The organism is Streptomyces sp. NPDC051909, from assembly GCF_040681095.1.
GTDB lineage: Bacteria > Actinomycetota > Actinomycetes > Streptomycetales > Streptomycetaceae > Streptomyces.
In genome coordinates this window covers 233,115-256,957 of sequence record NZ_JBFAYA010000002.1, presented here as the reverse complement: position 1 = coordinate 256,957, position 23,843 = coordinate 233,115, and the positions used below count along the sequence as shown (strand labels likewise).

Below are 23,843 nucleotides of genomic sequence, written 5' to 3'. Positions count from 1 at the left end.
CAGAGATTGCAGAAGATTCCTGGGGGTCGGCCCCCAGACCCCTTAAGAAACTTCGGGCCCAACAAGGAGAGCAGGGAACCCAGATGGCGGAGCTCACGATCCGGCCGGAGGAGATCCGGGACGCGCTGGAGAACTTCGTCCAGTCGTACCAGCCGGACGCGGCCTCGCGCGAGGAGGTCGGCACGGTCAGCCTGGCCGGCGACGGCATCGCCAAGGTCGAGGGTCTTCCCTCGGCCATGGCGAACGAGCTGCTGAAGTTCGAGGACGGCACCCTCGGTCTCGCGCTGAACCTCGAAGAGCGCGAGATCGGTGCGATCGTCCTCGGCGAGTTCAGCGGCATCGAGGAGGGACAGTCGGTGCAGCGCACCGGCGAGGTCCTCTCCGTCGGTGTCGGTGAGGGATACCTGGGTCGCGTCGTCGACCCGCTCGGCAACCCGATCGACGGTCTCGGCGAGATCGCGACCGAGGGCCGCCGCGCCCTCGAGCTGCAGGCCCCGGGCGTTATGGCCCGTAAGTCGGTGCACGAGCCGATGGAGACCGGCTACAAGGCCGTCGACGCCATGACGCCGGTCGGCCGTGGTCAGCGTCAGCTGATCATCGGTGACCGTCAGACCGGCAAGACCGCGCTGTGCGTCGACACGATCATCAACCAGCGCGACAACTGGCGCTCGGGCGACGTGAACAAGCAGGTCCGCTGCATCTACGTCGCCGTGGGCCAGAAGGGCTCGACCATCGCGTCCGTCCGCGGCGCCCTGGAAGAGGCCGGCGCGCTCGAGTACACGACGATCGTCGCCGCCCCGGCGTCCGACCCGGCCGGCTTCAAGTACCTGGCGCCGTACACCGGTTCCGCCATCGGCCAGCACTGGATGTACCAGGGCAAGCACGTCCTGATCGTCTTCGACGACCTGTCGAAGCAGGCCGACGCCTACCGCGCCGTGTCGCTGCTGCTGCGCCGCCCGCCGGGCCGTGAGGCCTACCCGGGTGACGTCTTCTACCTGCACTCGCGTCTCCTGGAGCGTTGCGCCAAGCTCTCCGACGAGCTGGGTGCCGGTTCGATGACCGGTCTGCCGATCGTCGAGACCAAGGCCAACGACGTCTCGGCGTTCATCCCGACCAACGTCATCTCCATCACCGACGGCCAGTGCTTCCTGGAGTCCGACCTGTTCAACGCCGGCCAGCGTCCGGCCCTGAACGTCGGTATCTCGGTCTCCCGAGTCGGTGGCTCCGCCCAGCACCCGGCCATGAAGCAGATCGCCGGCCGCCTCCGCGTGGACCTGGCCCAGTTCCGTGAGCTGGAGGCGTTCGCCGCCTTCGGTTCCGACCTGGACGCCGCGTCGAAGGCGCAGCTGGAGCGCGGTCAGCGCATGGTCGAGCTGCTCAAGCAGGCTCAGTACCAGCCGATGCCGACCGAGAACCAGGTCGTCTCCGTCTGGGCCGGCACCACCGGCAAGATGGACGACGTCCCGGTCGCCGACATCCGTCGCTTCGAGGCCGAGCTGCTGGCGTTCCTGCGCCAGAACCACGCGAGCCTCATGACCTCCATCCGCGAGGGCAAGAAGATGTCGGACGACACCCTGACGGCCGTCGCCGACGCCATCGCGGAGTTCAAGAAGCAGTTCGAGACCTCTGACGGCAAGCTGCTCGGCGAGGACGCTCCTGCCGCCGTCAACGTCTCGAAGTGACGACGGAAGGGACCTGACTCATGGGAGCGCAGCTCCGGGTCTACAAGCGTCGCATCAAATCCGTCACCGCGACGAAGAAGATCACCAAGGCGATGGAGATGATCGCCGCCTCGCGTGTCGTCAAGGCGCAGCGCAAGGTGCAGGCGTCGACTCCGTACGCGACCGAGCTCACGCGCGCGGTCACGGCCGTGGCCACGGGCGCGAACGACAAGCACCCGCTGACCACGGAGTCGGAGAACCCGAGCCGTGCCGCGGTCCTGCTCCTCTCGAGCGACCGCGGTCTGGCCGGTGCCTTCAACTCCAACGCCATCAAGGCGGCGGAGCAGCTCATCAAGAAGCTGGAGGGCGAGGGCAAGGAGGTCGACATCTACGTGGTCGGCCGCCGTGGCGTCGCGCACTTCAACTTCCGTGAGCGGAAGCTCAGCGACACGTGGGTCGGCTTCACGGACGAGCCCACGTACGCGGACGCCAAGAAGATCGCGGTACCGCTGATCGAGGCGATCGAGAAGGACACGGCCGAGGGTGGTGTGGACGAGCTCCACATCGTCTACACCGAGTTCATCTCGATGATGACCCAGACGGCGATCGAGGCCCGGCTGCTGCCCCTCAGCCTCGACGAGGTGGCGAAGGAGGCCGGCCAGCCGGAGACCCTCCGACCGCTGTACGACTTCGAGCCGTCGGCGGAGGACGTCCTCGACGCCCTGCTGCCGCGCTACGTCGAGAGCCGGATCTACAACGCGCTGCTCCAGTCGGCTGCCTCCAAGCACGCCGCCACGCGCCGCGCGATGAAGTCGGCCACCGACAACGCGGGAGACTTGATCAACAACCTCTCCCGACTTGCCAACGCGGCCCGCCAGGCCGAAATCACCCAGGAAATCAGCGAGATCGTCGGTGGCACCGCAGCCCTGGCCGACGCGACCGCGGGGAGTGACAAGTAATGACGACCACTGTTGAGACGGCCGCCGCCACGGGCCGCGTCGCCCGGGTCATCGGCCCGGTCGTCGACGTGGAGTTCCCCGTCGACGCGATGCCGGAGATCTACAACGCCCTGCACGTCCAGGTCGCCGACCCGGCCGAGGAGGGCGCGCTCAAGACGCTGACCCTCGAGGTCGCGCAGCACCTCGGTGACGGCATCGTCCGCACCATCTCGATGCAGCCCACCGACGGCCTGGTCCGCCAGGCCCCCGTGGTGGACACCGGCGACGGCATCACCGTGCCCGTCGGCGACGTCACCAAGGGCCGCGTGTTCAACACGCTGGGTCAGATCCTGAACGAGCCCGAGGCCGAGTCCGAGGTCGGCGAGCGCTGGTCCATCCACCGCAAGGCCCCGGCGTTCGACCAGCTCGAGTCGAAGACCGAGATGTTCGAGACCGGCCTGAAGGTCGTCGACCTTCTCACCCCGTACGTCAAGGGTGGAAAGATCGGTCTGTTCGGTGGTGCCGGTGTCGGCAAGACCGTGCTGATCCAGGAAATGATCATGCGTGTGGCGAAGCTGCACGAGGGTGTTTCCGTGTTCGCCGGTGTCGGTGAGCGTACGCGTGAGGGCAACGACCTCATCGCGGAGATGGAGGACTCGGGCGTCCTCGACAAGACCGCCCTTGTCTTCGGCCAGATGGACGAGCCCCCGGGCACCCGTCTCCGTGTGGCCCTCGCCGGTCTGACCATGGCGGAGTACTTCCGCGATGTGCAGAAGCAGGACGTGCTGTTCTTCATCGACAACATCTTCCGCTTCACCCAGGCCGGTTCCGAGGTGTCGACCCTGCTCGGCCGTATGCCCTCCGCGGTGGGTTACCAGCCGAACCTGGCCGACGAGATGGGTCTCCTCCAGGAGCGCATCACCTCGACCCGTGGTCACTCGATCACCTCGATGCAGGCGATCTACGTCCCCGCCGACGACCTCACCGACCCGGCGCCGGCGACCACCTTCGCCCACCTCGACGCGACGACGGTTCTCTCCCGTCCGATCTCCGAGAAGGGCATCTACCCGGCCGTGGACCCGCTGGACTCCACGTCCCGGATCCTGGACCCGCGCTACATCGCGCAGGACCACTACGACGCCGCCACGCGCGTCAAGGGAATCCTGCAGAAGTACAAGGACCTCCAGGACATCATCGCGATCCTCGGTATCGACGAGCTGAGCGAGGAGGACAAGCTCGTTGTCCACCGCGCCCGCCGTGTCGAGCGCTTCCTGTCCCAGAACACCCACGCGGCGAAGCAGTTCACCGGTGTGGACGGTTCGGACGTTCCGCTCGACGAGTCGATCGCCGCGTTCAACGCGATCTGCGACGGTGAGTTCGACCACTTCCCGGAGCAGGCGTTCTTCATGTGCGGTGGTCTTGAGGACCTCAAGAACAACGCCAAGGAGCTCGGCGTCTCCTGAGCCCCGTGCTCACCTGAGGGGGGCGGGATCGCCCGCCCCCCTCTCCACGCCCTCTAGAATTGATCCCAACACCCGGCAGCACCGCCGGGTGGTGACCCGAGGAGCCACCCTTGGCTGCTGAGCTGCACGTCGAGCTGGTCGCCGCGGACCGGAGTGTCTGGTCCGGCGAGGCCACCCTGGTCATCGCGCGTACCACCTCCGGCGACATCGGCGTCATGCCCGGTCACCAGCCGCTGCTCGGTGTGCTGGAGTCGGGCCCCGTGACGATCCGTACGAGCGAGGGCGGCACGGTCGTGGCCGCCGTCCACGGCGGTTTCGTCTCCTTCGCGGACGACAAGCTGTCGCTGCTCGCGGAGATCGCCGAGCTGGCGGACGAGATCGACGCCCAGCGCGCCGAGCGCGCGCTGGAGCGCGCGAAGTCCGAGGAGGACGCCGCCGCCGAGCGGCGCGCCGAGGTCCGGCTGCGCGCGGTAGCGGTCCGCTAGCGGACCGCGCCGAGAGCCCCAGACCTCAGCCGCGGCACGGTTGGAATCATCCAGACCGTGCCGCGGCTGAGGCGATGCAGATGCAGGTTGTATTCGGTCAGGCCGGTTCTGCCGGTCACGGGACGCAGCGAGGAGGTCGGTGAAGATGTTCCTCGCGCTGCTCGTGTGCGGCCTGGTCGTCGCACTGCTGGTGATCGGGCTCTTCGTCTTCGGCTTGCGCCGCAGACTCATCCAGCGGGCCGGCGGCACCTTCGACTGTTCGCTGCGCAGCCCCGTGGCGGACACCCCGGACCCCAGCGGCAAGGGCTGGTCCTACGGGGTCGCCCGCTACAGCGGTGACGAGATCGCCTGGTTCCGGGTCTTCTCGTACGCACCCCGCCCCAAGCACGTCATGGAGCGCTCGGCCATCGAGGTCCTGGAGCGCCGGATGCCGGAGGGCGAGGAGGAGCTCGCGCTGCTCTCGGACTCCGTGATCCAGGGCTGCCGGGTGAACGGCACGCGCCTGGAGCTGGCGATGAGCGAGGACGCCCTGACCGGTTTCCTGGCCTGGCTGGAGGCGGCGCCGCCCGGCCAGAGGGTGAACGTCGCTTGATTTCTTCTGTACGGCCCGGTGAGTGCCATGTGTGGACCGCCCGGGCCGTTTCCGTTGCCCGGGATCTGGCGGTGCTGCTCGACGCCGCCGAGCGACGGGTGTACGAGTCGCTCACCGAGGAGCGCGTGCGCGCCCAGTACGTGACCGCGCACGCCCTGCTGCGTACGGTCCTGGGCGAGCTGCTGCACCGGGAGCCGTCCTCGTTGTCCTTCGACAAGGGCCCGCACGGCAAGCCGTACCTGACCGACGGGTCCGTGGAGTTCTCGCTCTCCCACTCGGGGGAGCTGGTCGCGGTCGCGCTGTCCCTGGACGCCCCGGTGGGCGTGGACGTGGAGCGGGTGCCGGAGGCGGCGGCCGAGCTGCCGCTGCCGGTGCTGTCCGCCGAGGAGCGGGCGGTCTTCGACCGGGTGCCCGGGCCGGAGCGCTCGGCCGCCTTCGCCACGTACTGGGTGCGCAAGGAGGCCGTGCTGAAGGCGACGGGGGAGGGGCTGCGGGTGGATCCCGCGCGGCTGACGGTGGCCGCCCCCGACCGGCCGGCCGAGCTGCTCGGCCGGCGCGGCCGGGCGGCCGTACCGGAGAACGGCGAAGAGGCCGTACAGCCGCACCCGCCGGTGCGCCTGTACGACCTCGATGCGGGTCCCGGCTACCGGGGGGCCGTCGCCCTGCTGGGCGCCGGACCCCACCGGATCGTCCGGAGAAGCGCCTAGCTCAGACCGGTGTTGATGGCGCCGACGAGCTCGCCGTTGCCGGTGTCACCGCTGAACTCCCAGAAGAACGCGCCGCCGAGGCCCTGGTTCTTGGCCCAGCTCATCTTGGAGTTGACGGTGGCGGGGGTGTCGTAGCTCCACCAGTTGGTGCCGCAGTGGGCGTAGGCGGTGCCGGCGACGGTGCCGTTGGCCGGGCAGGAGTTCTTGAGGACCTTGTAGTCCTCGATGCCCTGCTCGTACGTGCCCTGCGCCGGTCCGGTGGCGGTGCCGCCGGGGGCGGACTGGGTGACGCCGGTCCAGCCGCGGCCGTAGAAGCCGATGCCGAGCAGCAGCTTGTTCGACGGGACGCCCTTGGCCTTGAACTTGGCGATCGCCTCGGCGGAGTTGAAGCCCTGCTGCGGGATGCCGGCGTACGAGGTCAGCGGGGAGTGCGGGGCCGTCGGGCCCTGCGCCGCCCAGGCGCCGAAGAAGTCGTACGTCATCACGTTGAACCAGTTCATGTACTGCGCGGCGCCCGCGTAGTCGGTGGCGTCGATCTTGCCGCCGGTGGAGGCGTCGGCGGTGACGGCCGCGGTGACGATGCCGTTGGAGCCGAACTTGGCGCGCATCGCCTGCATCATGTTCTTGAAGGCGTTCGGGCCGCTGGTGTCACAGGACAGGCCGCAGGCGTTGGGGTACTCCCAGTCCAGGTCGATGCCGTCGAAGACATCGGCCCAGCGCGGGTCCTCCACCAGGTCGTAGCAGGACTGCGCGAAGGCGGTCGGGTTCTGCACGGCCTGGCCGAAGCCGCCGGACCAGGTCCAGCCGCCGAAGGACCAGATGACCTTGATGTTCGGGTAGGCCTTCTTCAGCTTGCGCAGCTGGTTGAAGTTGCCGCGCAGCGGCTGGTCCCAGGTGTCGGCCACGCCGTCGACGGACTGGTCGGCGGTGTACGCCTTGTCGTAGTCCGCGTAGGAGTCGCCGATGGCGCACCGGCCGTTGGTGACGTTGCCGAAGGCGTAGTTGATGTGGGTGATCTTGGACGCGGAGCCCGAGGTCACGATGTTCTTCACGTGGTAGTTGCGTCCGTAGACGCCCCAGTTGGTGAAGTAGCCCATCTTCACGACGTTCGGGGGCGGGGTGCCGCCTCCGCCGCCGGTGGTGCGGACCGGGGTGGCGGCGCTGGCCGGGCCGGTCTGGTCGATGGTGTCGCGGGCGACGACCGTGTAGCTGTAGTCGGTGCCGGCGCTCAGGCCCGTGTTGGTGTAGGTCAGGCCGGTGACCGTGGCGATCGTGGCGCCGTCCCGCTTGACGTCGTAGTTCTTGATGCCGTGGTCGTCGGTGGCCGCGGTCCAGGTGAGCTTCACCGAGGTGTCGGTGATGTTCGAGGCGACCGGGGCGCCGGGGGCGGACGGCGCGTTGTCGCCGGGCTGGGTCGAGCCGTCGCAGGAGCCGCCGTTGACCTTGCAGCCCGACGGGGAGCCCGAACCGGTGCCGTTGAAGCCGAAGGAGATGGTGGCGCCGGGGGCGAGGGTGCCGTTCCAGCCGGCGTTCTTGGCGGTCCAGTGGTTTCCGGAGCTGGTGACGGTGGCGTCCCAGGCGGAGGTGACCGCGGTGCCGGAGGGGAAGTCCCACTCGACGGTCCAGGAGGAGAGCGAGGTGGTGCCGGTGTTCTTCACCGTCCACTTGCCCTCGAAGCCGGTGCCCCAGTCCTGGGTCTTGGTGTAGGTGGCGGTCGCGGAGGTGGCGGCCTCGGCGGGGGCGGCGAGTCCGATCATCGCGGCCAGGGGCAGGACGAGGGCGGTCAGACCGGCGGCGGCCCGGCGTCTGAAGCCTGTTCTGCGCGTCGGTGCTTGAGTGCTCAACGGTGCTCCTCAAGTTGCGGACGACAAGGGGTGGGGGTGGTCCGGAAAGGTGCGCGCCCCGCGAGCGTAGAAAGGTCTGGACCAGCCGTCAAGAGGTCCAGACCAACGTCGGAATGCGTACTCTCAGATCCCCAACTCCTGGGCCAGCACGGCCGCTTGGACCCGGCTGCGCAGTCCCAGCTTCCCGAGCACCTTGCTGACGTGCGTCTTCACCGTGGCCTCCGCCATGTCGAGCCGCACCGCGATCTCCGCGTTCGACAGGCCTCCGCCGAGCGCCCCGAGGACCTCTCGCTCGCGCGGGGTCAGCCGGTCCGCGATGCCCGGATCGACCCTGGGCTCGGGGCGGCGCGGGGCCGCGAACTCGGCGATGAGGCGTCGGGTCACCGCCGGGGCGATCAGCCCCTCGCCGCGCGCCACCGTCCGTACCGCCTCGATGAGGTCGCGGGCGTCCGTGTTCTTCAGGAGGAAGCCGGACGCGCCAGCGCGCAGCGCCCCGAACACGTACTCGTCGAGGTCGAAGGTGGTGAGGACGAGGACGTCCGCGAGTCCCTCGGCCACCACCTGGCGGGTCGCCGACACCCCGTCCAGCTTCGGCATCTGCACATCCATCAGGACCAGGTCCGGGCGCAGTTCGCGGGCCAGCTCGACGGCCCGCTCCCCGTCCGCCGCCTCGCCCACGACGTCGATGTCGGGCGCGCTGCCCAGGATCAGCACGAGCCCGGCGCGCACCGCGCTCTGGTCCTCGGCGACCACGACCCGGATCGTCCGGGCCCCCGTGGCGTCTGTGGCGTCCGTCATGCGTCCGGTGTCCTCTCCTCCGCGGGCAGCACCGCCCGCACCTGCCAGGTCTTCGTCCCGTCGCCCGCGGACACCGGCCCCGCCTCGAACTCGCCGCCGAGCAGCGCCACCCGCTCGCGCATCCCCACCAGACCGGCCCCCGAGCCCGGCGCGCGCGGCCCGGGCCGGTCGCCGAACGGGCTGGTCACCCGCACCGTGAGGGCCCGCGCGTCACGGGCCAGGAGCACGGCGACCGTGCCCGGGGCGGCGTGCTTGAGGGCGTTGGTCAGCGACTCCTGCACGATTCGGTACGCGGCCAGCTCGACCGGCGCCGGCAGCGGCTCCGCGCCGCTCGCCGGGCGGCGGTCCTCCAGGGCGAAGGCCAGACCGCTGGACTTCCCGTTGACGCGGGCCTGCGCGAGCAGCGCCTCAAGACCCGCCAGGGTCGGCGCGGCGGCCGGCTCGGCGTCCCCGCTGCCGTCCCGCAGCAGCCCGATCAGCCGGCGCATCTCCGCGAGGCCGTCCACGCTGTTCTCCCGGATCACCGTCAGTGCCTGCCGGGTGGTGGCCGCGTCGTCCAGGGACAGTGCGGCGGTGGAGTGGATCGCGATGGCCGACAGATGGTTGGCGACCATGTCGTGCAGCTCACGGGCCATCCGGCTGCGCTCGGCGGTCACCGCCTGCACCCGGTCCATCTCGGCGAGCAGCGCCGTCTGCTCGGCCCGCAGCCGGGCGGCGTCGGCGGCCTGCCGGTGGTTGCGCACGACGGCCCCGGTGACCGCCGGCAGGAAGGAGATCATGCCGGAGAGCACGCCCACGAGCAGCGCGATCGCGTTCTGCCACCAGATCAGCAGCCCCACCGTGATCCCCACGGTGATCAGACCGGTGGTGTACGGGATGCGCCGGGCCGAGGCCGGCGGGCCGTACACCACGGACGCGTAGACCACGTCCGTGAACATCAGCACGGTGGCGAGATTGCCGTTGGTGAACTGGTCCGCCGCGATGGCGAGCGTGCCGACGATCAGCGCGGTGCGCGGGGCGGTGCGCCGCAGCGCCTCCATCGCCGACATCACCGTCAGCGGGACCAGCGTGGCCCAGCGCGCCTCGACGACCCGGTCACCGGTCACGTACAGACCGAAGAACCACAGGACCAGACCGCCGACCAGTCCGGCGAGGGCGATCAGCAGGTCGTCGCGGTGGGGGCGGGGAAGGCGCACGTCTCCATCCAACACGGTGGCTACGGCCCCGGCGTCCTCGTCCGGGCCGAGCCGCCCCTCCGTCGAAGGATGTAGGCGCGGTTCGTCAGCGCCGACGACGCGCGGGGCCGGGCCGCACGGAAGCCTGGAGAGGTACCGGGCGCCGTACCGAAAGGGGAGTCCCGTGATCGTCACGCTGATCGTGATCTGCGAGGTCGGATTCTGGGTCCTGCTCACCGCCGGACTCGCCGCCCGCTATCTCCTGCGGATGCCGCGCACCGGCCTCGCCCTGCTGCTCTGCGAGCCGCTCCTGGAGGTCGTGCTGCTCGTGGCCACCGCGATCGACCTCAGGAACGGCGCCGACCCGAGCTGGGAGCACGGCCTCGCCGCGCTCTACATCGGCTACACCGTCGGCCACGGCCACCGCACGGTGACGTGGCTCGACGGGCATGCCGCCCACCGCCTGGCGGGCGGCCCGCCGCCGGTGAAGCCGCCGCGCTACGGCAGGGCCCGCGCCCGCCACGAGGGGAAGGTGTGGCTGGGCACGGCGGTCGCCGCGGTCGTCGCGACGGTCCTGCTGCTCCTCGCCGTCTGGTACGTCGGCTCCGACGGCAGCACCGAGTCGCTGTGGGCCTGGATGGGGGCCGCCTGGCGCGCGGCCGGCATCCACGGCCTGATCGCGCTGTCGTACGCGCTCTGGCCGAGGAAGGCCCCGAAGGACGCGCCGGCGGACCCGTCAGCGGTCCCCGCCCGGGACCCAGAGCACGTCCCCGACCTCACGGTTCGCGATCCTCGCCAGAATGAAGAGCAGGTCTGACAGCCGGTTGAGGTACGTGGCGGTGAGCGGGTTCATCGTCTCCCCGTGCACCTCCATCGCCGCACACGTGGACCGCTCGGCCCGCCGGACCACCGTGCACGCCTGGTGCAGCAGCGCCGCACCGGGCGTGCCGCCGGGCAGGATGAAGGAGCGCAGCTTGTCGAGCCGCTCCAGGAAGAGGTCGCAGTCCGCCTCCAGCTTGTCGATGTACGCCTGCTCGACGCGCAGCGGCGGGTACTGCGGGTTCTCCACCACCGGGGTCGACAGGTCGGCGCCCACGTCGAACAGGTCGTTCTGGACGCGGACGAGGACCTTCACCACGTCCTCGTCGAGCTGCCCGAGGGCGATGGCCGTGCCGATGACGGCGTTGGCCTCGTTGGCGTCGGCGTAGGCCGAGATCCGCAGATCGGTCTTGGCGGTCCGGCTCATGTCGCCGAGGGCGGTGGTGCCCTTGTCGCCGGTGCGGGTGTAGATGCGCGTCAGATTGACCATGAGTCCAGCGTAGTTACGCGCCGGCCGTGCGGAACGTGCGTGTGCCGACCGTCACGGCGAGCGCCGTGAGTCCGAGGGCGACGAGCACCCCGTACAGCATCGTCGCTGACCGGGGCCCCCGCCCTCCAGGCCCGGCTCATGGCCCTCCAGCAGGAGGTCCGCCGGAACACCGTCGCCGCCCTGCGGGAGGAGGCCGGCGCCGGGCCCGAGGAGGCCGGCGCCGGGCCCGAGGACCTGCTCGGCGAGGCCGTGCTCGACTACGCGGTGCGCCCGGCCGGCTGAGCCGCCGCCGGCCCCCTCGGGAAGGCCGCCCCGCACCCCCGCCGGGGTGTCGTGAGTGTGACGTCCGTCAAACCGGGCGTGACGTGGCTTACTTAGCGGTCACATGGCGCCCGCCGCCCGCTAATCTCCGCCGAAGAGCCAGAAGTGAACAGCCGTTAAGGCGATGAGGGGTGGAATCAGTGGCCAGGAAGCTCGCCGTCATCGGAGCCGGACTCATGGGGTCCGGCATCGCGCAGGTCTCGGCCCAGGCAGGCTGGGACGTCGTGCTGCGCGACGTCACCGACGCCGCGCTGACCCGGGGCACGGACGCCGTCAAGGCCTCGTACGAGCGCTTCGTCGCCAAGGGGAAGATGGAGGCCGCCGCGGCCGAGGCCGCGCTCGGGCGGATCACCGCCACCACCGAGCTCGACGCCGTCGCCGACGCGGACATCGTGGTCGAGGCGGTCTTCGAGAAGCTCGAGGTCAAGCACGAGATCTTCCGCTCCCTCGACAAGATCGCCAAGGACGGCGCGGTCCTCGCCTCCAACACCTCCGCCATCCCGATCACCAAGATCGCCGCGGTGACGGAGCGCCCGGAGGCCGTGGTCGGCGTCCACTTCTTCTCGCCGGTCCCGATGATGCAGCTCGTCGAGCTCGTCCGCGGCTACAAGACCAGCGACGCCACCCTCGCCACCGCGCGGGAGTTCGCCGAGTCCGTCGGCAAGACCTGCATCGTCGTCAACCGCGACGTGGCCGGCTTCGTCACCACCCGACTCATCTCGGCGCTCGTCGTCGAGGCCGCCAAGCTCTACGAGTCGGGCGTGGCCACCGCCGAGGACATCGACATCGCCTGCAAGCTGGGCTTCGGTCACGCGATGGGCCCGCTCGCCACCGCCGACCTCACCGGCGTCGACATCCTGGTCAACGCCACGAACAACATCTACACGGAGTCCCAGGACGAGAAGTTCGCGCCGCCGGAGCTGATGCGCCGGATGGTGGACGCGGGTGACATCGGCCGCAAGAGCGGGCAGGGCTTCTACACGTACTGACATCGCGGCCGAACGCGGGGCGTGCCACACGGCACGTCCCGAAGCCGGGGTGGCGCGTACCGATTCCGCACTGGGGTCCGACCGCCCCGGCGCCATCGCCCCCAGGGGTGAATTTCGATATCGGTTCGCTTACAAGGCGCAACGCTTCTGCCGATGCGGCAGTCAGACAGTCAAGCGTTGCGAAGACGGGCATACGACACGGAGCACTCTCGGGGAGCGCATATGCACATCAGGGGCGACGACGCCGAGCTGGTCGTCGGGGGCCGCCTCGACGTCCGTAGCGCGGCTGACGCCCGAACGGTCCTGCACACGGCCGTCGACGACGGAGTCGGCGACCTCGTGCTCGACCTGACCGGCCTCGACTCCTGGGACGCCACCGGTCTCGGCGTCATCATGGGCGTGCACCGCCGGGCCGGCCGCTGCGGCCGCCGGCTCGTGCTCCGCGGAGTGCCGCCCCAGATGCAGCGCCTCCTCGTCGCCACCCGTCTGCACCGCATCCTCGCGATCGAGGGCGGGCTCGCAGCGGAATCGCTTCCTCGCGTCTGATCCCGGCGTCCGACCGGCCCCGAGCGCCCATGGTCCGAACACCGCACGACACACAGGTCACGGCCGCGACACGCGGCTGTGAAGCACCTGTGCGAACCACGCGTCACACCCAATCCTCACAAGACCGTGACGTCTTGGTCTCCACCGCACCCCGGATGTTCACGGGAACCGGACAACCGTCTAGGGTCGGCTCGCCTGCACATCGCCCGCCGCTTGGGAGCTTGGACCATGGACCCGATCAACCGGGGACCGGAGGAGTACGGTCACGCCGCCGAGGGCGAGGACGTCCGCCCCGCACCCGCCGCACCCGCCCCCGTGTCCACCGCCCCCGCCCGCGTGCGCACCGCCCGGCTGGTCTCCGGCGGCCTCCTGCTCACCGTCAACCCGCTCGACGGCAGCGAGATCGAGGTCTGCCCGCCGGCGGATCTGCCCAAGGCCCCGCGGCGCCGGACCACACAGGAGCGCGTCGAGTCCGCCCGCGCCGCCACCCCGCCCGTACCGCCGGGCCCCGCGGCGCCCGTCCTGCCGCTGCTCGAACGCGACGAGCAGCGCGACACGCTCGTGCAGCACCTCACCCGGGGCCGCTCCGCCCGGCTCACCGGCCCGGCCGGCTCCGGCCGCACCCGGCTCCTCGACGCGGTCGCCGCCGAGTGCGGCAAGATCGCCCCCGACGGCGTCGTCCGGCTCTCCGGCCACCACCGCACCCCCACCGACCTGCTCTACGAGCTCTTCCAGGCCGTCCAGTACGCGCCCGGCTTCCGGCCCGACCGCGAGGAACTCCTCCTGGAGGTCCGCGGCATCGGCGCCATCGTCCTCGTCGACGACCTGGAGCTCGGCGGCGCCGCCCTCGACGAACTGCTCGCCGCCACCCCCGACTGCGCCTTCCTCTTCGCCGCCACCCCCGACACCCCCGCGCCCTCCGCCGACGCCGGCCTCGAAGAGGTCGAGCTGTCCGGACTCGGCCGCGCCGCCGCCGCCGAACTCCTGGAGCACGCCACCGGCCGCGCCCTCACCGAGGACGAGGTCAACTGGGCCGGCGACCTCTGGTTCGAGTCCGAGGGCCTGCCGCTGCGCTTCGTCCAGGCCGGCGCCCTGCTCCGGCAGCGCGACAAGCTGCGCGTCCGCCCCGCCGAGTTCGACGCCTTCGGCGCCCTGGAGGAGGCCTTCGGCACCCCCGGCGGCAGCCCCGCGCCCGCCACCGCCACCGCCATGGATCCGGCCACCGCCGGGGACGACCCCGACGTCGAACTGCGCGAGGTGCCCCTGCCCAGCCTCGGCGAGGGCGCCGCCCCCGCCGTGCTGCTCGCCTCCCGGCTCAGCCGCGCCGCCCAGGACGCCCTGCGGCTCGCCGTCGCCCTCGGCGGCGAGGTCCCGCACCAGGCCCACCTGCCCGCGCTGGTCGGCGACACCCACGCCGACGCCGCCGTCGGCGAACTCATGGCCTGCGGACTGCTCTCCCCGGTCGGCACCCGCTACCGCCTCGCCGCCGGTGTCCTCACCCAGCTGGTCGCCCAGAACTACGAGCCCGACCCGCTCGGCCGCGCCCACACCGTCGCCCAGCACTACGCCTGGTGGGCCGGCCACCCCTCGGTCACCCCCGAGCGCGCCACCGCCGAGGCCGACTCGCTGCTCGCCGCCCTCTCCGCGCTGCTCCCCGGCACCGCCCCCGAACACCCGGCCACCGCCGTCCTGCTCGCCCGCGCCGCCGCCCCCGCCTTCGCCGCGGGCCTGCACTGGAGTGCCTGGGAGCGGGCCCTGCGCAGCGGCCAGGGAGCCGCCCGTCAGGCCGGCGAGGTCGCCGAAGAGGCCTGGTTCCACCACGAGTTGGGCGTCCTCGCGCTCTGCCGCGGCAGTCTCCAGCGGGCCCGCGCCGAACTCGAGGCCTCCATAGGCATGCGCGGCGCCCTCGCCGACAAGCGCGGCACCGTCGCCGGCCGCCGCGCCCTCGCCCTGGTCGCCGACCTCACCGGCGCCGCCACCCCGGTGGACGCCGGGCCGGCGACCCCCGCCGAACCCGCCGCGGCCGTCACCGCCCCCGTACCGCAGATCGAGAAGACCGGACAGCAGACCGCCCGCACCGCCGCGCTCCCGCGCCGCGAGGGCCCCGCGTCGCCGCCGCGCGGCATACCGGCGGCGGCCCCGCTGCCCGTGAAGCCCGCCTTCCCCGCCCTCGCGCCGCCGGCCCCGTCGCGCCCGACGGCCACCTCCCCGGCCTCCCTGGACGCCTTCGCGTCGTTCACCGACGAGCCCGCGACCGTCGTCGTCGGCCCGCCCGCCGACGGCGAACCCGCCAAGCGCGGCGGCCTGCGCAAGGGCGTCCTCACCGGGGCCCGCCGCAACCTGGCCGCCGTCGGCGCGGGCGCCGTGCTCGTCGCCGTCCTCGGCACCGTGGTCACCCTGGGCCTCACCTCCGGCGACGCCGACGACCCCGGCACCGGCACGGTCACCTCCGACAGCACCGCGACCCAGGACGCCGGCATCGACGACGGCGGCGACGACACGGAGCCCACCGAGGACGCAACCACGAGCCCCGCCGACTCGGCGTCCCCGACCGCGACCGGCACCCCGAGCCCGGGCGCGACCGGTACGGCCGGCACCTCGCCGACGCCGTCGGGCTCCCCGACGGCGACGGGGAGCCCGACGCCGAGCAGGTCGGCGACGAAGTCGTCGGCGCCGAAGCCGACGATGACATCGCCGAAGCCGTCGCCGACTCCGACCGGGACGACCTCGACTCCGACGACGCCTCCGCCCACGGACCCGCCGACCACCACCCCGCCGCCGACGACCGAGCCCCCGAGCAGCGCCGAGGGCCCGACCACCACCGCCACCACCGGCGCCCCCGCCTGACGGCTCGACGGGTACGCCGAGGGCCCGGGCGCGATCACTCGCACCCGGGCCCTCGCCCGTACCTACGGAAGAACCGACGTCAGAACAGGCGCAGCTTGTCGTCCTCGATGCCGCGCAGCGCGTCGTAGTCGAGCACCACGCAGTCGATGCCGCGGTCGTTCGCGAGGACCCGGGCCTGCGGCTTGATCTCCTGCGCCGCGAAGATGCCCTTCACCGGCGCGAGGTGCGGGTCGCGGTTGAGCAGCTCCAGGTAGCGGGTCAGCTGCTCCACGCCGTCGATCTCGCCGCGCCGCTTGATCTCCACCGCGACCGTGCCGCCGCCGGAGTCCCGGCACAGGATGTCCACCGGGCCGATCGCCGTCGGGTACTCGCGGCGGACCAGGGTCCAGCCCTCGCCGAGGGTCTCGATGCGGTCGGCGAGCAGCTCCTGGAGGTGTGCCTCCACGCCGTCCTTGATCAGACCGGGGTCGACGCCCAGCTCGTGCGAGGAGTCGTGGAGGATCTCCTCCATCGTGATGATCAGTTTCTCGCCCGCTTTGTTGATCACGGTCCAGATGCCCTCCTCGCCGTCGACGCCCTCCTTGAGGGTGCACGGCGGGGACATCCAGTTGAGCGGTTTGTACGCCCGGTCGTCCGCGTGGATCGAGACGCTGCCGTCTGCCTTGACCAGGATCAGACGGGGGGCGGAGGGCAGGTGGGCCGTGAGCCGGCCCGCGTAGTCCACGGAACAACGGGCAATGACGAGACGCATGGTCCGCAACGCTACAAGACGGACGAGCCTCCACGCGATTCGGGCGCCGGGCGGGCGCCGGGCGGGCGCCGGTGTCCGCCGGGCGCCCGCGGCGCGTGCGCCCAACCCCCGTCACTTATTGGCCGGTTGTGTGCCCATTCTCCTGGTGCGGGCAGGACCCGGCGCCTAACGTGGAGGACAGGAGGTCGTCGTCCGTGCACGCTGCGTGCGCGACGACTGCCACCTGTCCCTGCCCGCAAGACCCCGCCCGTCGGGGTCGCGAGAGGAGAACCCATGTCGCTCGACGTCTCACCGGCACTGTTGGAACAGGCCGAGCGAGGCGAGGTCGACGAAGCCGCCTTCGTCGACTGCGTCCGGACCTCCCTGCCCTTCGCATGGGAGATGATCAGTTCTCTGGTGGCCCAGCTGAAGGTCGACGGCGGAGACTTCGCCGACAACCAGACGCCGCCGCCGGACGAGCAGGCACGTGGTCAGCTGCTGCGCGCTCTCGCGAGCGATGCCATCCGTGGTGCGCTTCAGCGGCACTTCGGGGTACGCCTCGCCTTCCAGAACTGCCACCGGGTGGCGGTCTTCCCGCTGGACCCGTCGGTCGACGAGCGGCTCGCCCGCTTCACGTCCGTACGGGCGCAGCTCCTCAACCAGTCGCCGGAACTGCGCGACTGCTGACAGGCCTGGTGCCGCCGCCCCGCGTCGCGGGAGATCACTGATCGCGGAAGCGGCGGCACGGTCGTCACGGCGTCGTCACACCCGGAGAGTCCCCTCACCGCACATGTCAGACGAGCAGCGGAAGCACCTCGGAGCCCAGTCGCCGCAGGTTCTCCTCCGTGGCGGCCAGGTCGCCGGAGCCCTCCGCGAGCAGCGCGAAACGGGTGATGCCCGTGCGCTCCGCGGTCGCCGCGAGCCGGTCCGCCGCGAGCCGGGGGGTGCCCACCGGGTGAAGCCCGCACAGCAGCTCGGTGTACGCCACGGGGTCGCGCATCGATCGAAACCTGCCGTCCACCGTGACATGAGCGTCGAGACCCTGTTTCAGCCAGCCCGGCATCGCCTTCAGCAGGGCCTCGGAGGCCTCCGCCGGGCGGTCCGCCAGCTGGACCACGCCCGCCGAGACATGGCCGGCGCCGATCTCCGCGATCTCGTCCGGGGTGCGCCCGGCCTCCCGTGCGGCCCGCTGCCAGCAGGCCACCATCTCGGCCTTCTCCTCGTCGCCGCAGTGCATGCCGAGCAGCATCGGCAGCCCGCGCTCGGCCGCCAGCCGCACGGTGGAGCGCGAGGTGCAGGCGACCACCACCTCGGGGGCGGCCGGTCCGCCGATCAGCTCGCCGGGGCGCGGCACGACCGCCACCTCGCGGAAGGCGTACCGCTCTCCCCGGGCGCCCACCCGGGGCTCGGTCAGCCAGCGGAGCAGCAGGTCGAGGGAGTCGGGGAACCCCTGTTCGTACGCGGGCAGTCCCGCGCCGAACACCTCCAGGTCGATCCACGGGCCGCCGCGGCCCACCCCGAGGGTGAATCTGCCCCCGGAGGTCACGTGCAGCAGGGCGGCCTGCTCGCCCAGCGCCACCGGGTGGACGCTCGGCAGCACGCTGACCGCCGTGCCCACCCGGAGCCGGCGGGTCCGGCCGAGCAGCAGGGCGGCCAGGGTGACGGCCGAGGGACACACCCCGTACGGCACGAAGTGGTGCTCGGCCAGCCAGACCGAGTCGAGGCCCGCCTCCTCGGCGACCTCCGCGGTCCGCACCGCCCGGTGCAGTGCCTCACCCTGGCCCTGCCCCGGAAACTGGGCGGCCAGCACGAACGTACCCACGCGCATCGCTTCTGCCTCCTCGCGGCCGGCGCGGTCTCCCTGGCGGTCTTCGCCCGCGCGTCCCCCTCGTACTGGCAACAACGTCTGACACGTGCCAAAGGCAACGGCCTGGCATGAAGTTCTTGCGATTTTCCGTTGATCCGCCACCCGCCCGTGCCGGGACACCCCGTCGCGGCCCGTACGCTGGACCGAACCGTCCGTGTCCCCGAGCCCGAGCGAGGTGCCGAAGTGTCCCCGCGCCACAACCGCCCCCGAGGCGGCGCGAAGCCCGACCGGCCGAGCGATCAGGGCGACCGGTACGGCGGCGTGCAGAGCACCGAGACCTGGCAGGGCGAGGAGTGGTACGTGCGCCACGTCGCCGGCGCCAGCGCGCCGGGCAAGCACTACCGCTGCCCCGGCTGCGACCAGGGGATCCCCCCGGGCGCCCCGCACCTGGTGGCCTGGCCCGAGTACGGCGGGGTCGACGACCGACGGCACTGGCACAAGGCCTGCTGGAACGCGAAGGACCGCCGCACCACCCGGGTGCAGCGGTCCCGCAACGCGCCTCGCTACTGACGCCTCGCCACCGAGCACTCTTCCGTGCGGCCCTAGGGGGTGTCCGGCGGATCAGGGTCGGGTCCGCCGGACACGCCCTAGACGTCCCGGCTGTTGAGCAGCGCGAACGCGCCGCCGAGCACGGCCGCCGTCAGAGCGAACAGGATCAGCACCGGCTCCCAGCCGGCCGGACCCTTGCCCTCGAACGGCGCGGTCTCGGTGTAGAGCGCGATCATCTGCGAGGGCAGCGCGTACATCAGCAGTGCCTCCTGCACCGAACGCAGCGCCTCCGAGAACATGAACATCGCCGCCACCAGCGGGAGCAGCAGCACACCGATCATCACGGTGATCGCGCCCGCCGAGTGCCGCACGATCGCGCCGACGCCCATCGCGAGCAGACCGAGCAGCGACAGGAAGAGCGCGACGCCGACGGTGGCCCGCAGCCACTCGCCGCCGGACGGCGTGGCCGCGTCGACCATCGACACCTGCGCCGCGGCCACCACCGCGGTGAGCACCGTGACGATCGAGAAGACCAGCAGGAAGAAGACGATCGCCTTCGCCCCGAGCACCCGGCCGCGGCTCGGGCAGGCGGTCAGCGTGGTGCGGATCATGCCCGTGCCGTACTCGGAGCTGATGGTGAGCACGCCGAGGGTGATCACACAGATCGAGGCCGGCAGGACGCCGAAGAAGCCGAGTCCGAGCGCGGGCTCCTCGGAGAACTCGGGCGTCGAGGCGGCGGCGATGGCGCCGACCGCGAGCCCGATGCCGAGCATGAGCAGCGCCATGACCCCCAGCGTCCAGATCGTCGAGCGCACCGAGCGGATCTTGGTCCACTCGGAGGCGAGCGCGTCGCCGAGATGCGCCCGGCGGACCGGGATGGGGGAGGTGTACGCGTACGGGGCGGGCGCCGGCCCGCCCATCGGGGCCGGTCCGCCCATCGGCGCCGGTCCGTTCATCGGGGTGGAGCTGCTCATCGGGCGTCCTCCGGGTTCTGGCCCGGCTGCTGCGGGTCCTGCGGGGCGGTGGCGTACGGGTTCTGTCCGGGCGGCGGCGGGGCGTACCAGCCCTGCTGCGGCACCTCGGGGATCACGTACTGCGCCTGCGGGTCCTGCGGCAGCTGGTGCGGCGGCACCGGCGCCTGGAGATGCGCGAGACGGTCGTCGGTGGAGCGGTAGTCCACGGCGCTCTGCGTCATGCGCATGTACGCCTCCTCCAGGGACGCCTGGTGCGGGGAGAGCTCCCACAGCCGGACGTCCGCCTCGTGCGCCAGATCGCTGATCCTGGGCAGCGCGAGGCCGGTGACCCGCAGCGCGCCGTCCGGCTCCGAGAGGACCCGGCCGCCGGCCTCGGTGAGCACCGCGGTCAGCTTCTCGCGCTGCTGCGGCTCGGTCTGCGGGGTGCGGACCCGGGCGAAGTCGGCCGAGTTCGCCGAGATGAAGTCCTTGACGCTCATGTCGGCGAGCAGCTGGCCGCGGCCGATCACGATCAGGTGGTCGGCGGTCAGCGCCATCTCGCTCATGAGGTGGCTGGAGACGAAGACGGTGCGGCCCTCGGCGGCCAGCTTCTTCATCAGGTTGCGCACCCAGAGGATGCCCTCGGGGTCCAGACCGTTGACCGGCTCGTCGAAGAGCAGCACCTGCGGGTCGCCGAGCAGCGCCGCCGCGATGCCGAGGCGCTGCCCCATGCCGAGCGAGAAGCCCTTGGAGCGGCGCTTGGCCACGTCCTGGAGGCCGACCACGCCGAGCACCTCGTCGACCCGCTGGGCCGGGATGCCGGCCAGCTGGGCGAGCGACAGGAGGTGGTTGCGGGCGCTGCGGCCGCCGTGCACGGCCTTCGCGTCGAGCAGCGCGCCGACCTGCCGGGGCGCGTTCGGCAGCTGCCGGAAGGGGTGGCCGCCGATCGTCACATGGCCGGAGGTCGGCATGTCCAGGCCGAGGATCATGCGCATGGTGGTCGACTTGCCCGAGCCGTTGGGGCCCAGGAAGCCGGTGACATGGCCCGGTCTCACCTGGAAGGAAAGGTTGTACACGGCCGTCTTCGCGCCGTAGCGCTTGGTCAGGCCGACTGCCTCGATCATTCTCCAGCCCCATCGACAGGTCAGGTCGTGTCCTCGTCGGGGCGTCGCGGCCGGCGGCCGTAGCCCCCCGTATGAGCGAAGAGCTTATCCAGCCGTTTACGGTTCCGACGAAGCGGAATCGAGACCTGAGGGAAGGACCAGGGTCGGTTCAGGGAAAACTCAGGGGCCCGTCAGGCGTCGCGCCGCTTCAGCACCAGATAGCCGCCGAGCAGCGCCGCCGCCACCCAGAGCACCATGATCCCGAGCCCGCCCCACGGCCCGTACGGCGCCTTCTCCGAGCCCAGCGCGTCCGGCACCACCTGCATGATCTTGGAGCCGGCCCGGTCCGGGAAGTAGCGGGCGACCTCCTTCGCCTTCGGCACCGCCGCGAGGATCTGCGAGATCAGGAAGAAGAACGGCACCAGGATGCCGAGCGACAGCATCGAGGAGCGCAGCATCGTGGCCACGCCCATCGAGAACAGCGCGATCAGGGCCATGTAGAGGCCGGCGCCGACCACCGCCCGCAGCACGTTGTCCGCGCCGAGCGTGGTGCGGTGGTCGCCGAGCAGCGCCTGCCCGAGGAAGAAGGACAGGAAGCTGGTCACCAGGCCGACGAGCAGCGCGAGCGCGCCGGCCACCGCGATCTTCGAGAAGAGGAAGGTGGCCCGCTGCGGGACGGCCGCGAGCGAGGTGCGGATCATGCCCGAGGAGTACTCGGTGCCGACCACGAGCACGCCGAACACCACCATCGCCAGCTGGCCGAGCGTCATCCCGGTGAAGCTCACGAAGGTCGGGTCGAAGGTGGCCCGCTCCAGCTCGGACAGGTCGTCGAAGGTGGCCTTGAACACCGCGGACAGCGCGGCGCCGACCGCCACCGTCACCACGAGCGCGCTGGCGAGCGTCCACACCGTCGACGAGACCGTCCGGATCTTGGTCCACTCCGACTGCAGGACCGCGGATACCGCTGCCATCGATCAGGCTCCCTCGAAGCTCTCGCCCCAGCGGGGCCCGGCCGTGTCGCCGGCGTCGCCGCCGTGGATGTCCGTCCCGTGCGCGTGGTACTCCACCGCGGCCGCCGTCATCTGCATGAACGCCTCTTCGAGCGAGGCCCGCTGGGAGCTCAGCTCGTGCAGCACGATCTGCTGGGAGGCCGCCAGCTCGCCCAGCTTCTCCGTGGTGGCGCCGTCCACCTCCAGGACCCCGCCGCCCGCCTCGACGGCGACGAAGCCGTTGGCGTGCAGCACGTCCCGCAGCCGCTCCTGCTGCGGCGAGCGCAGCCGTACGTAACTCCGGGAATTCTGCTGGATGAAATCCGCCATCGACGTGTCGGCGAGCAGCTTTCCCTGCCCGATCACGATCAGATGATCGGCCGTCAGCGCCATTTCACTCATCAGATGACTGGAAACGAAGATCGTCCGGCCCTCGGCGGCCAGCGCCTTCATCAGATTGCGGATCCAGTGAATTCCCTCGGGGTCCAGACCATTGACGGGTTCGTCGAACATCAGGATCTCGGGATCGCCAAGCAGCGCGGAGGCGATTCCGAGCCGCTGGCCCATACCGAGCGAGAAGCCCTTCGACTTCTTCCGCGCCACCGCCGTCAGACCGACCAGATCGAGCACCTCGGAGACCCGCTGCGGCGGAATCCGGTTGGACTGGGCCAGACACAGCAGGTTGTTGTACGCCGAGCGGCCGCCGTGCATCGCCTTGGCGTCGAGCAGCGCCCCGATGTACTTCAGCGGCTCCTGGAGCTCCCGGTAGTGCTTGCCGTCGATCCGGACGGTCCCGCTCGTCGGGTTGTCCAGGTCGAGCATCATCCGCATCGTCGTGGACTTGCCCGCCCCGTTCGGCCCCAGGAAGCCGGTGATCACTCCGGGGCGCACGGTGAAGGTGAGGTGGTCGACCGCCGTCTTCGACCCGAACCGTTTGGTGAGACCCTCCAGCTCGATCATGCGTACCAACCTAAGGGCACGCAAAACCCCCCGCCACCGGAATGACAGGGGGTCTTTTACGCCAGTGTGCCCGAAACGGCGACCGCCGAGGTCAGCGGGTCAGCGGCTCAGAGTGTCGGCGAGTCAGCGAGTCAGCGGGTCAGCGGGTCTGCTGCGCCGGGACGCCCGCGGTGCGCTCGTCGTCGATCGGGGAGCCGGCCGCCGCCACCGCGGCACCGGTCAGCGTCGCCAGCATCTCGCGGACGTTGGTCAGCTGCGCGTTGATCGAGTCGCGGCGGTTCGTCAGCGCCGCCAGCTCGCGCTCCGATTCCGAACGGATCCGGTCGGCCTTGGCGTTCGCGTCGGCCACGATGTCCTCGGCCTGGCGCTGCGCGGTCTCCACCGTCTGGCGGGCCCGGCGCTCGGCGTCCGTACGCAGCTTCTCGGCCTCCAGGCGCAGCTGCTCGGCCCGGTGCTCGATCTCCGCGAGACGCTTCTCGGCCTTGGCCTGACGGGAGGCCAGGTCGCGCTCCGACTGCTCACGGCGCTTGGCGAGGTTGGTCTCGAAGTCCGCGGCGGCCTGGGCGGCCTTGGCGCGGGTCTCCTCGAAGAGCGCGTCCGCCTCCTCGCGCTTCGACTGCGCGTCCTTCTGGGCCTCGGCGCGCAGCGAGTTGGCCTCGCCCTGGGCCTTCTCGACGATCCGGACGCCCTCGTCCTCGGCCTTGGCCTTGCGCTCGGCGGCGAACGACTCGGCGTCGTTGCGCACCTGCTGGGCCGCCGACTCGGCGAGCTCACGGTGCTGCTCGGCGGCGCGACGGGCCTCCTCTCGCAGGTCCTTCGCCTCCTCCTCGGCGAGCCGGAGGATCTTCTCGACGCGCGCGCCGAGACCGGCGTACGACGGCTCGGCGTCGGTGACCTGGGCCTGGGCGTTCTGCGTCTCGAGGTGCAGCTCCTCGATGCGCTTTTCCAGAGAGGTGATTCGGGCCAGAGCACTGTCACGGTCGGCGACGAGCTTGGTAATGCGGTCGTCCACCTGACCGCGGTCGTAACCACGCCGCACGAGCTCGAAGCCGAAGGGGGAGGAAGTGTCGCTCATGG

24 protein-coding genes and 1 pseudogene are annotated in these 23,843 nt (G+C 71.4%); 13 read left to right on the top strand and 12 right to left on the bottom strand.

The genetic code is table 11. The features are described from left to right. The first annotated feature begins 83 nt into the window (after positions 1 to 83). The 6 genes from atpA to AB0M18_RS04125 all read left to right on the top strand — a co-directional run bounded on the left by atpA (position 84) and on the right by AB0M18_RS04125 (position 5,846). Positions 84 to 1,682 (top strand): F0F1 ATP synthase subunit alpha, encoded by a 1,599-nt coding sequence (gene atpA, locus AB0M18_RS04150; protein ID WP_365755243.1) that lies wholly within the window; start codon positions 84 to 86, stop codon positions 1,680 to 1,682. Between the two features lie 20 nt (positions 1,683 to 1,702). Continuing rightward, on the top strand, positions 1,703 to 2,620 hold the full coding sequence (locus AB0M18_RS04145; RefSeq protein ID WP_365755242.1) for a F0F1 ATP synthase subunit gamma: 918 nt from the start codon (positions 1,703 to 1,705) through the stop codon (positions 2,618 to 2,620). Then, entirely contained in the window at positions 2,620 to 4,062 is a 1,443-nt protein-coding gene (atpD, locus tag AB0M18_RS04140; protein ID WP_365755241.1) for a F0F1 ATP synthase subunit beta, read from the top strand. The genes AB0M18_RS04145 and atpD overlap by 1 nt, the downstream gene beginning before the upstream one ends. 110 nt (positions 4,063 to 4,172) lie before the next feature. Next, positions 4,173 to 4,547: a F0F1 ATP synthase subunit epsilon gene (locus AB0M18_RS04135; RefSeq protein ID WP_365755240.1), complete on the top strand. Its 375-nt coding sequence runs from the start codon at positions 4,173 to 4,175 to the stop codon at positions 4,545 to 4,547. Positions 4,548 to 4,692: 145 nt separating this feature from the next. After that, complete coding sequence (locus AB0M18_RS04130) at positions 4,693 to 5,139, top strand: DUF2550 domain-containing protein (RefSeq protein ID WP_365755486.1); 447 nt, start codon at positions 4,693 to 4,695, stop codon at positions 5,137 to 5,139. 71 nt (positions 5,140 to 5,210) lie between these two features. After that, positions 5,211 to 5,846, top strand: a complete 636-nt coding sequence (locus AB0M18_RS04125; protein ID WP_365755239.1) for a 4'-phosphopantetheinyl transferase superfamily protein — start codon at positions 5,211 to 5,213, stop codon at positions 5,844 to 5,846. On the opposite strand, the gene AB0M18_RS04120 is transcribed toward AB0M18_RS04125, so the two are convergent. The 3 genes from AB0M18_RS04120 to AB0M18_RS04110 form a co-directional block, all read right to left on the bottom strand. Then, on the bottom strand, positions 5,843 to 7,603 hold the full coding sequence (locus AB0M18_RS04120) for a glycoside hydrolase family 18 chitinase (protein WP_365755485.1): 1,761 nt from the start codon (positions 7,601 to 7,603) through the stop codon (positions 5,843 to 5,845). The genes AB0M18_RS04125 and AB0M18_RS04120 overlap by 4 nt on opposite strands. 210 nt (positions 7,604 to 7,813) lie before the next feature. Next, a complete protein-coding gene (locus AB0M18_RS04115) occupies positions 7,814 to 8,488 on the bottom strand; it encodes a response regulator transcription factor (RefSeq protein ID WP_365755238.1) in 675 nt (224 codons plus the stop codon). Then, entirely contained in the window at positions 8,485 to 9,684 is a 1,200-nt protein-coding gene (locus AB0M18_RS04110; protein WP_365755237.1) for a histidine kinase, read from the bottom strand. Before AB0M18_RS04110 ends, AB0M18_RS04115 begins: the two co-directional genes overlap by 4 nt. A 163-nt stretch (positions 9,685 to 9,847) precedes the next feature. Here AB0M18_RS04110 and AB0M18_RS04105 point away from each other — a divergent pair, with 163 nt between their 5' ends. After that, positions 9,848 to 10,480: a hypothetical protein gene (locus AB0M18_RS04105; protein WP_365755236.1), complete on the top strand. Its 633-nt coding sequence runs from the start codon at positions 9,848 to 9,850 to the stop codon at positions 10,478 to 10,480. Here AB0M18_RS04105 and AB0M18_RS04100 read toward each other — a convergent pair. Next, positions 10,400 to 10,972 (bottom strand): cob(I)yrinic acid a,c-diamide adenosyltransferase, encoded by a 573-nt coding sequence (locus AB0M18_RS04100; RefSeq protein WP_365755235.1) that lies wholly within the window; start codon positions 10,970 to 10,972, stop codon positions 10,400 to 10,402. The two genes, AB0M18_RS04105 and AB0M18_RS04100, sit on opposite strands and share 81 nt — an antisense overlap. Before the next feature lie 13 nt (positions 10,973 to 10,985). After that, a pseudogene (locus AB0M18_RS04095) lies at positions 10,986 to 11,081 on the bottom strand (ABC transporter permease); the annotation flags it as partial. Between the two features lie 29 nt (positions 11,082 to 11,110). On the opposite strand from AB0M18_RS04095, the gene AB0M18_RS04090 reads away from it, so the two are divergent. The 4 genes from AB0M18_RS04090 (at position 11,111) to AB0M18_RS04075 (ending at position 15,675) form a co-directional block, all read left to right on the top strand. Next, positions 11,111 to 11,254, top strand: a complete 144-nt coding sequence (locus AB0M18_RS04090) for a hypothetical protein (protein ID WP_365755234.1) — start codon at positions 11,111 to 11,113, stop codon at positions 11,252 to 11,254. Positions 11,255 to 11,433: 179 nt separating this feature from the next. Continuing rightward, positions 11,434 to 12,282, top strand: coding sequence for a 3-hydroxyacyl-CoA dehydrogenase family protein (locus AB0M18_RS04085; RefSeq protein ID WP_365755233.1), 849 nt, complete (start codon positions 11,434 to 11,436; stop codon positions 12,280 to 12,282). 222 nt (positions 12,283 to 12,504) lie between these two features. Further along, on the top strand, positions 12,505 to 12,828 hold the full coding sequence (locus tag AB0M18_RS04080; RefSeq protein WP_365755232.1) for an STAS domain-containing protein: 324 nt from the start codon (positions 12,505 to 12,507) through the stop codon (positions 12,826 to 12,828). A 228-nt stretch (positions 12,829 to 13,056) separates the two neighbouring features. Further along, complete coding sequence (locus tag AB0M18_RS04075) at positions 13,057 to 15,675, top strand: ATP-binding protein (RefSeq protein ID WP_365755231.1); 2,619 nt, start codon at positions 13,057 to 13,059, stop codon at positions 15,673 to 15,675. 79 nt (positions 15,676 to 15,754) lie between these two features. Here AB0M18_RS04075 and nucS read toward each other — a convergent pair whose 3' ends face one another. Then, on the bottom strand, positions 15,755 to 16,426 hold the full coding sequence (gene nucS / locus AB0M18_RS04070; RefSeq protein ID WP_365755229.1) for an endonuclease NucS: 672 nt from the start codon (positions 16,424 to 16,426) through the stop codon (positions 15,755 to 15,757). Between the two features lie 273 nt (positions 16,427 to 16,699). On the opposite strand from nucS, the gene AB0M18_RS04065 reads away from it, so the two are divergent. After that, positions 16,700 to 17,092 carry an SCO5389 family protein gene (locus tag AB0M18_RS04065; RefSeq protein ID WP_365755228.1) on the top strand — a complete coding sequence of 131 codons (393 nt, stop codon included), beginning with the start codon at positions 16,700 to 16,702 and terminating at the stop codon, positions 17,090 to 17,092. 106 nt (positions 17,093 to 17,198) lie between these two features. Here the strand turns inward: AB0M18_RS04065 and AB0M18_RS04060 are convergent, their stop codons facing one another. Next, positions 17,199 to 18,233: an LLM class flavin-dependent oxidoreductase gene (locus AB0M18_RS04060; protein ID WP_365755227.1), complete on the bottom strand. Its 1,035-nt coding sequence runs from the start codon at positions 18,231 to 18,233 to the stop codon at positions 17,199 to 17,201. 222 nt (positions 18,234 to 18,455) lie between these two features. Here AB0M18_RS04060 and AB0M18_RS04055 point away from each other — a divergent pair, with 222 nt between their 5' ends. After that, entirely contained in the window at positions 18,456 to 18,782 is a 327-nt protein-coding gene (locus AB0M18_RS04055; RefSeq protein ID WP_365755226.1) for an ATP/GTP-binding protein, read from the top strand. A 77-nt stretch (positions 18,783 to 18,859) separates the two neighbouring features. On the opposite strand, the gene AB0M18_RS04050 is transcribed toward AB0M18_RS04055, so the two are convergent. The 5 genes from AB0M18_RS04050 to AB0M18_RS04030 all read right to left on the bottom strand — a co-directional run bounded on the left by AB0M18_RS04050 (position 18,860) and on the right by AB0M18_RS04030 (position 23,841). Further along, positions 18,860 to 19,699, bottom strand: coding sequence for an ABC transporter permease (locus tag AB0M18_RS04050; RefSeq protein WP_365755484.1), 840 nt, complete (start codon positions 19,697 to 19,699; stop codon positions 18,860 to 18,862). Between the two features lie 32 nt (positions 19,700 to 19,731). Next, complete coding sequence (locus tag AB0M18_RS04045; protein WP_365755225.1) at positions 19,732 to 20,838, bottom strand: ATP-binding cassette domain-containing protein; 1,107 nt, start codon at positions 20,836 to 20,838, stop codon at positions 19,732 to 19,734. 170 nt (positions 20,839 to 21,008) lie between these two features. After that, the gene (locus AB0M18_RS04040) at positions 21,009 to 21,788 is read right to left on the bottom strand and encodes an ABC transporter permease (protein ID WP_365755224.1); all 780 of its coding nucleotides are present in this window, start codon (positions 21,786 to 21,788) and stop codon (positions 21,009 to 21,011) included. A gap of 3 nt (positions 21,789 to 21,791) precedes the next feature. Continuing rightward, positions 21,792 to 22,766, bottom strand: coding sequence for an ATP-binding cassette domain-containing protein (locus tag AB0M18_RS04035; protein ID WP_365755223.1), 975 nt, complete (start codon positions 22,764 to 22,766; stop codon positions 21,792 to 21,794). A gap of 139 nt (positions 22,767 to 22,905) precedes the next feature. Then, positions 22,906 to 23,841, bottom strand: a complete 936-nt coding sequence (locus AB0M18_RS04030; protein WP_128984664.1) for a cellulose-binding protein — start codon at positions 23,839 to 23,841, stop codon at positions 22,906 to 22,908. Positions 23,842 to 23,843 lie beyond the last annotated feature (2 nt).

Bases quoted from the DNA above. Each gene is read 5' to 3' on its own strand.
- atpA (WP_365755243.1), top strand. From the start codon at position 84: ATGGCGGAGCTCACGATCCGGCCGGAGGAGATCCGGGACGCGCTGGAG.
- AB0M18_RS04145 (WP_365755242.1), top strand. From the start codon at position 1,703: ATGGGAGCGCAGCTCCGGGTCTACAAGCGTCGCATCAAATCCGTCACC.
- atpD (WP_365755241.1), top strand. From the start codon at position 2,620: ATGACGACCACTGTTGAGACGGCCGCCGCCACGGGCCGCGTCGCCCGG.
- AB0M18_RS04130 (WP_365755486.1), top strand. From the start codon at position 4,693: ATGTTCCTCGCGCTGCTCGTGTGCGGCCTGGTCGTCGCACTGCTGGTG.
- AB0M18_RS04120 (WP_365755485.1), bottom strand. From the start codon at position 7,603: ATGATCGGACTCGCCGCCCCCGCCGAGGCCGCCACCTCCGCGACCGCC.
- AB0M18_RS04115 (WP_365755238.1), bottom strand. From the start codon at position 8,488: ATGACGGACGCCACAGACGCCACGGGGGCCCGGACGATCCGGGTCGTG.
- AB0M18_RS04100 (WP_365755235.1), bottom strand. From the start codon at position 10,972: ATGGTCAATCTGACGCGCATCTACACCCGCACCGGCGACAAGGGCACC.
- AB0M18_RS04090 (WP_365755234.1), top strand. From the start codon at position 11,111: ATGGCCCTCCAGCAGGAGGTCCGCCGGAACACCGTCGCCGCCCTGCGG.
- AB0M18_RS04080 (WP_365755232.1), top strand. From the start codon at position 12,505: ATGCACATCAGGGGCGACGACGCCGAGCTGGTCGTCGGGGGCCGCCTC.
- AB0M18_RS04075 (WP_365755231.1), top strand. From the start codon at position 13,057: ATGGACCCGATCAACCGGGGACCGGAGGAGTACGGTCACGCCGCCGAG.
- nucS (WP_365755229.1), bottom strand. From the start codon at position 16,426: ATGCGTCTCGTCATTGCCCGTTGTTCCGTGGACTACGCGGGCCGGCTC.
- AB0M18_RS04065 (WP_365755228.1), top strand. From the start codon at position 16,700: ATGTCGCTCGACGTCTCACCGGCACTGTTGGAACAGGCCGAGCGAGGC.
- AB0M18_RS04060 (WP_365755227.1), bottom strand. From the start codon at position 18,233: ATGCGCGTGGGTACGTTCGTGCTGGCCGCCCAGTTTCCGGGGCAGGGC.
- AB0M18_RS04050 (WP_365755484.1), bottom strand. From the start codon at position 19,699: ATGGGCGGACCGGCCCCGATGGGCGGGCCGGCGCCCGCCCCGTACGCG.
- AB0M18_RS04045 (WP_365755225.1), bottom strand. From the start codon at position 20,838: ATGATCGAGGCAGTCGGCCTGACCAAGCGCTACGGCGCGAAGACGGCC.
- AB0M18_RS04040 (WP_365755224.1), bottom strand. From the start codon at position 21,788: ATGGCAGCGGTATCCGCGGTCCTGCAGTCGGAGTGGACCAAGATCCGG.
- AB0M18_RS04035 (WP_365755223.1), bottom strand. From the start codon at position 22,766: ATGATCGAGCTGGAGGGTCTCACCAAACGGTTCGGGTCGAAGACGGCG.
- AB0M18_RS04030 (WP_128984664.1), bottom strand. From the start codon at position 23,841: ATGAGCGACACTTCCTCCCCCTTCGGCTTCGAGCTCGTGCGGCGTGGT.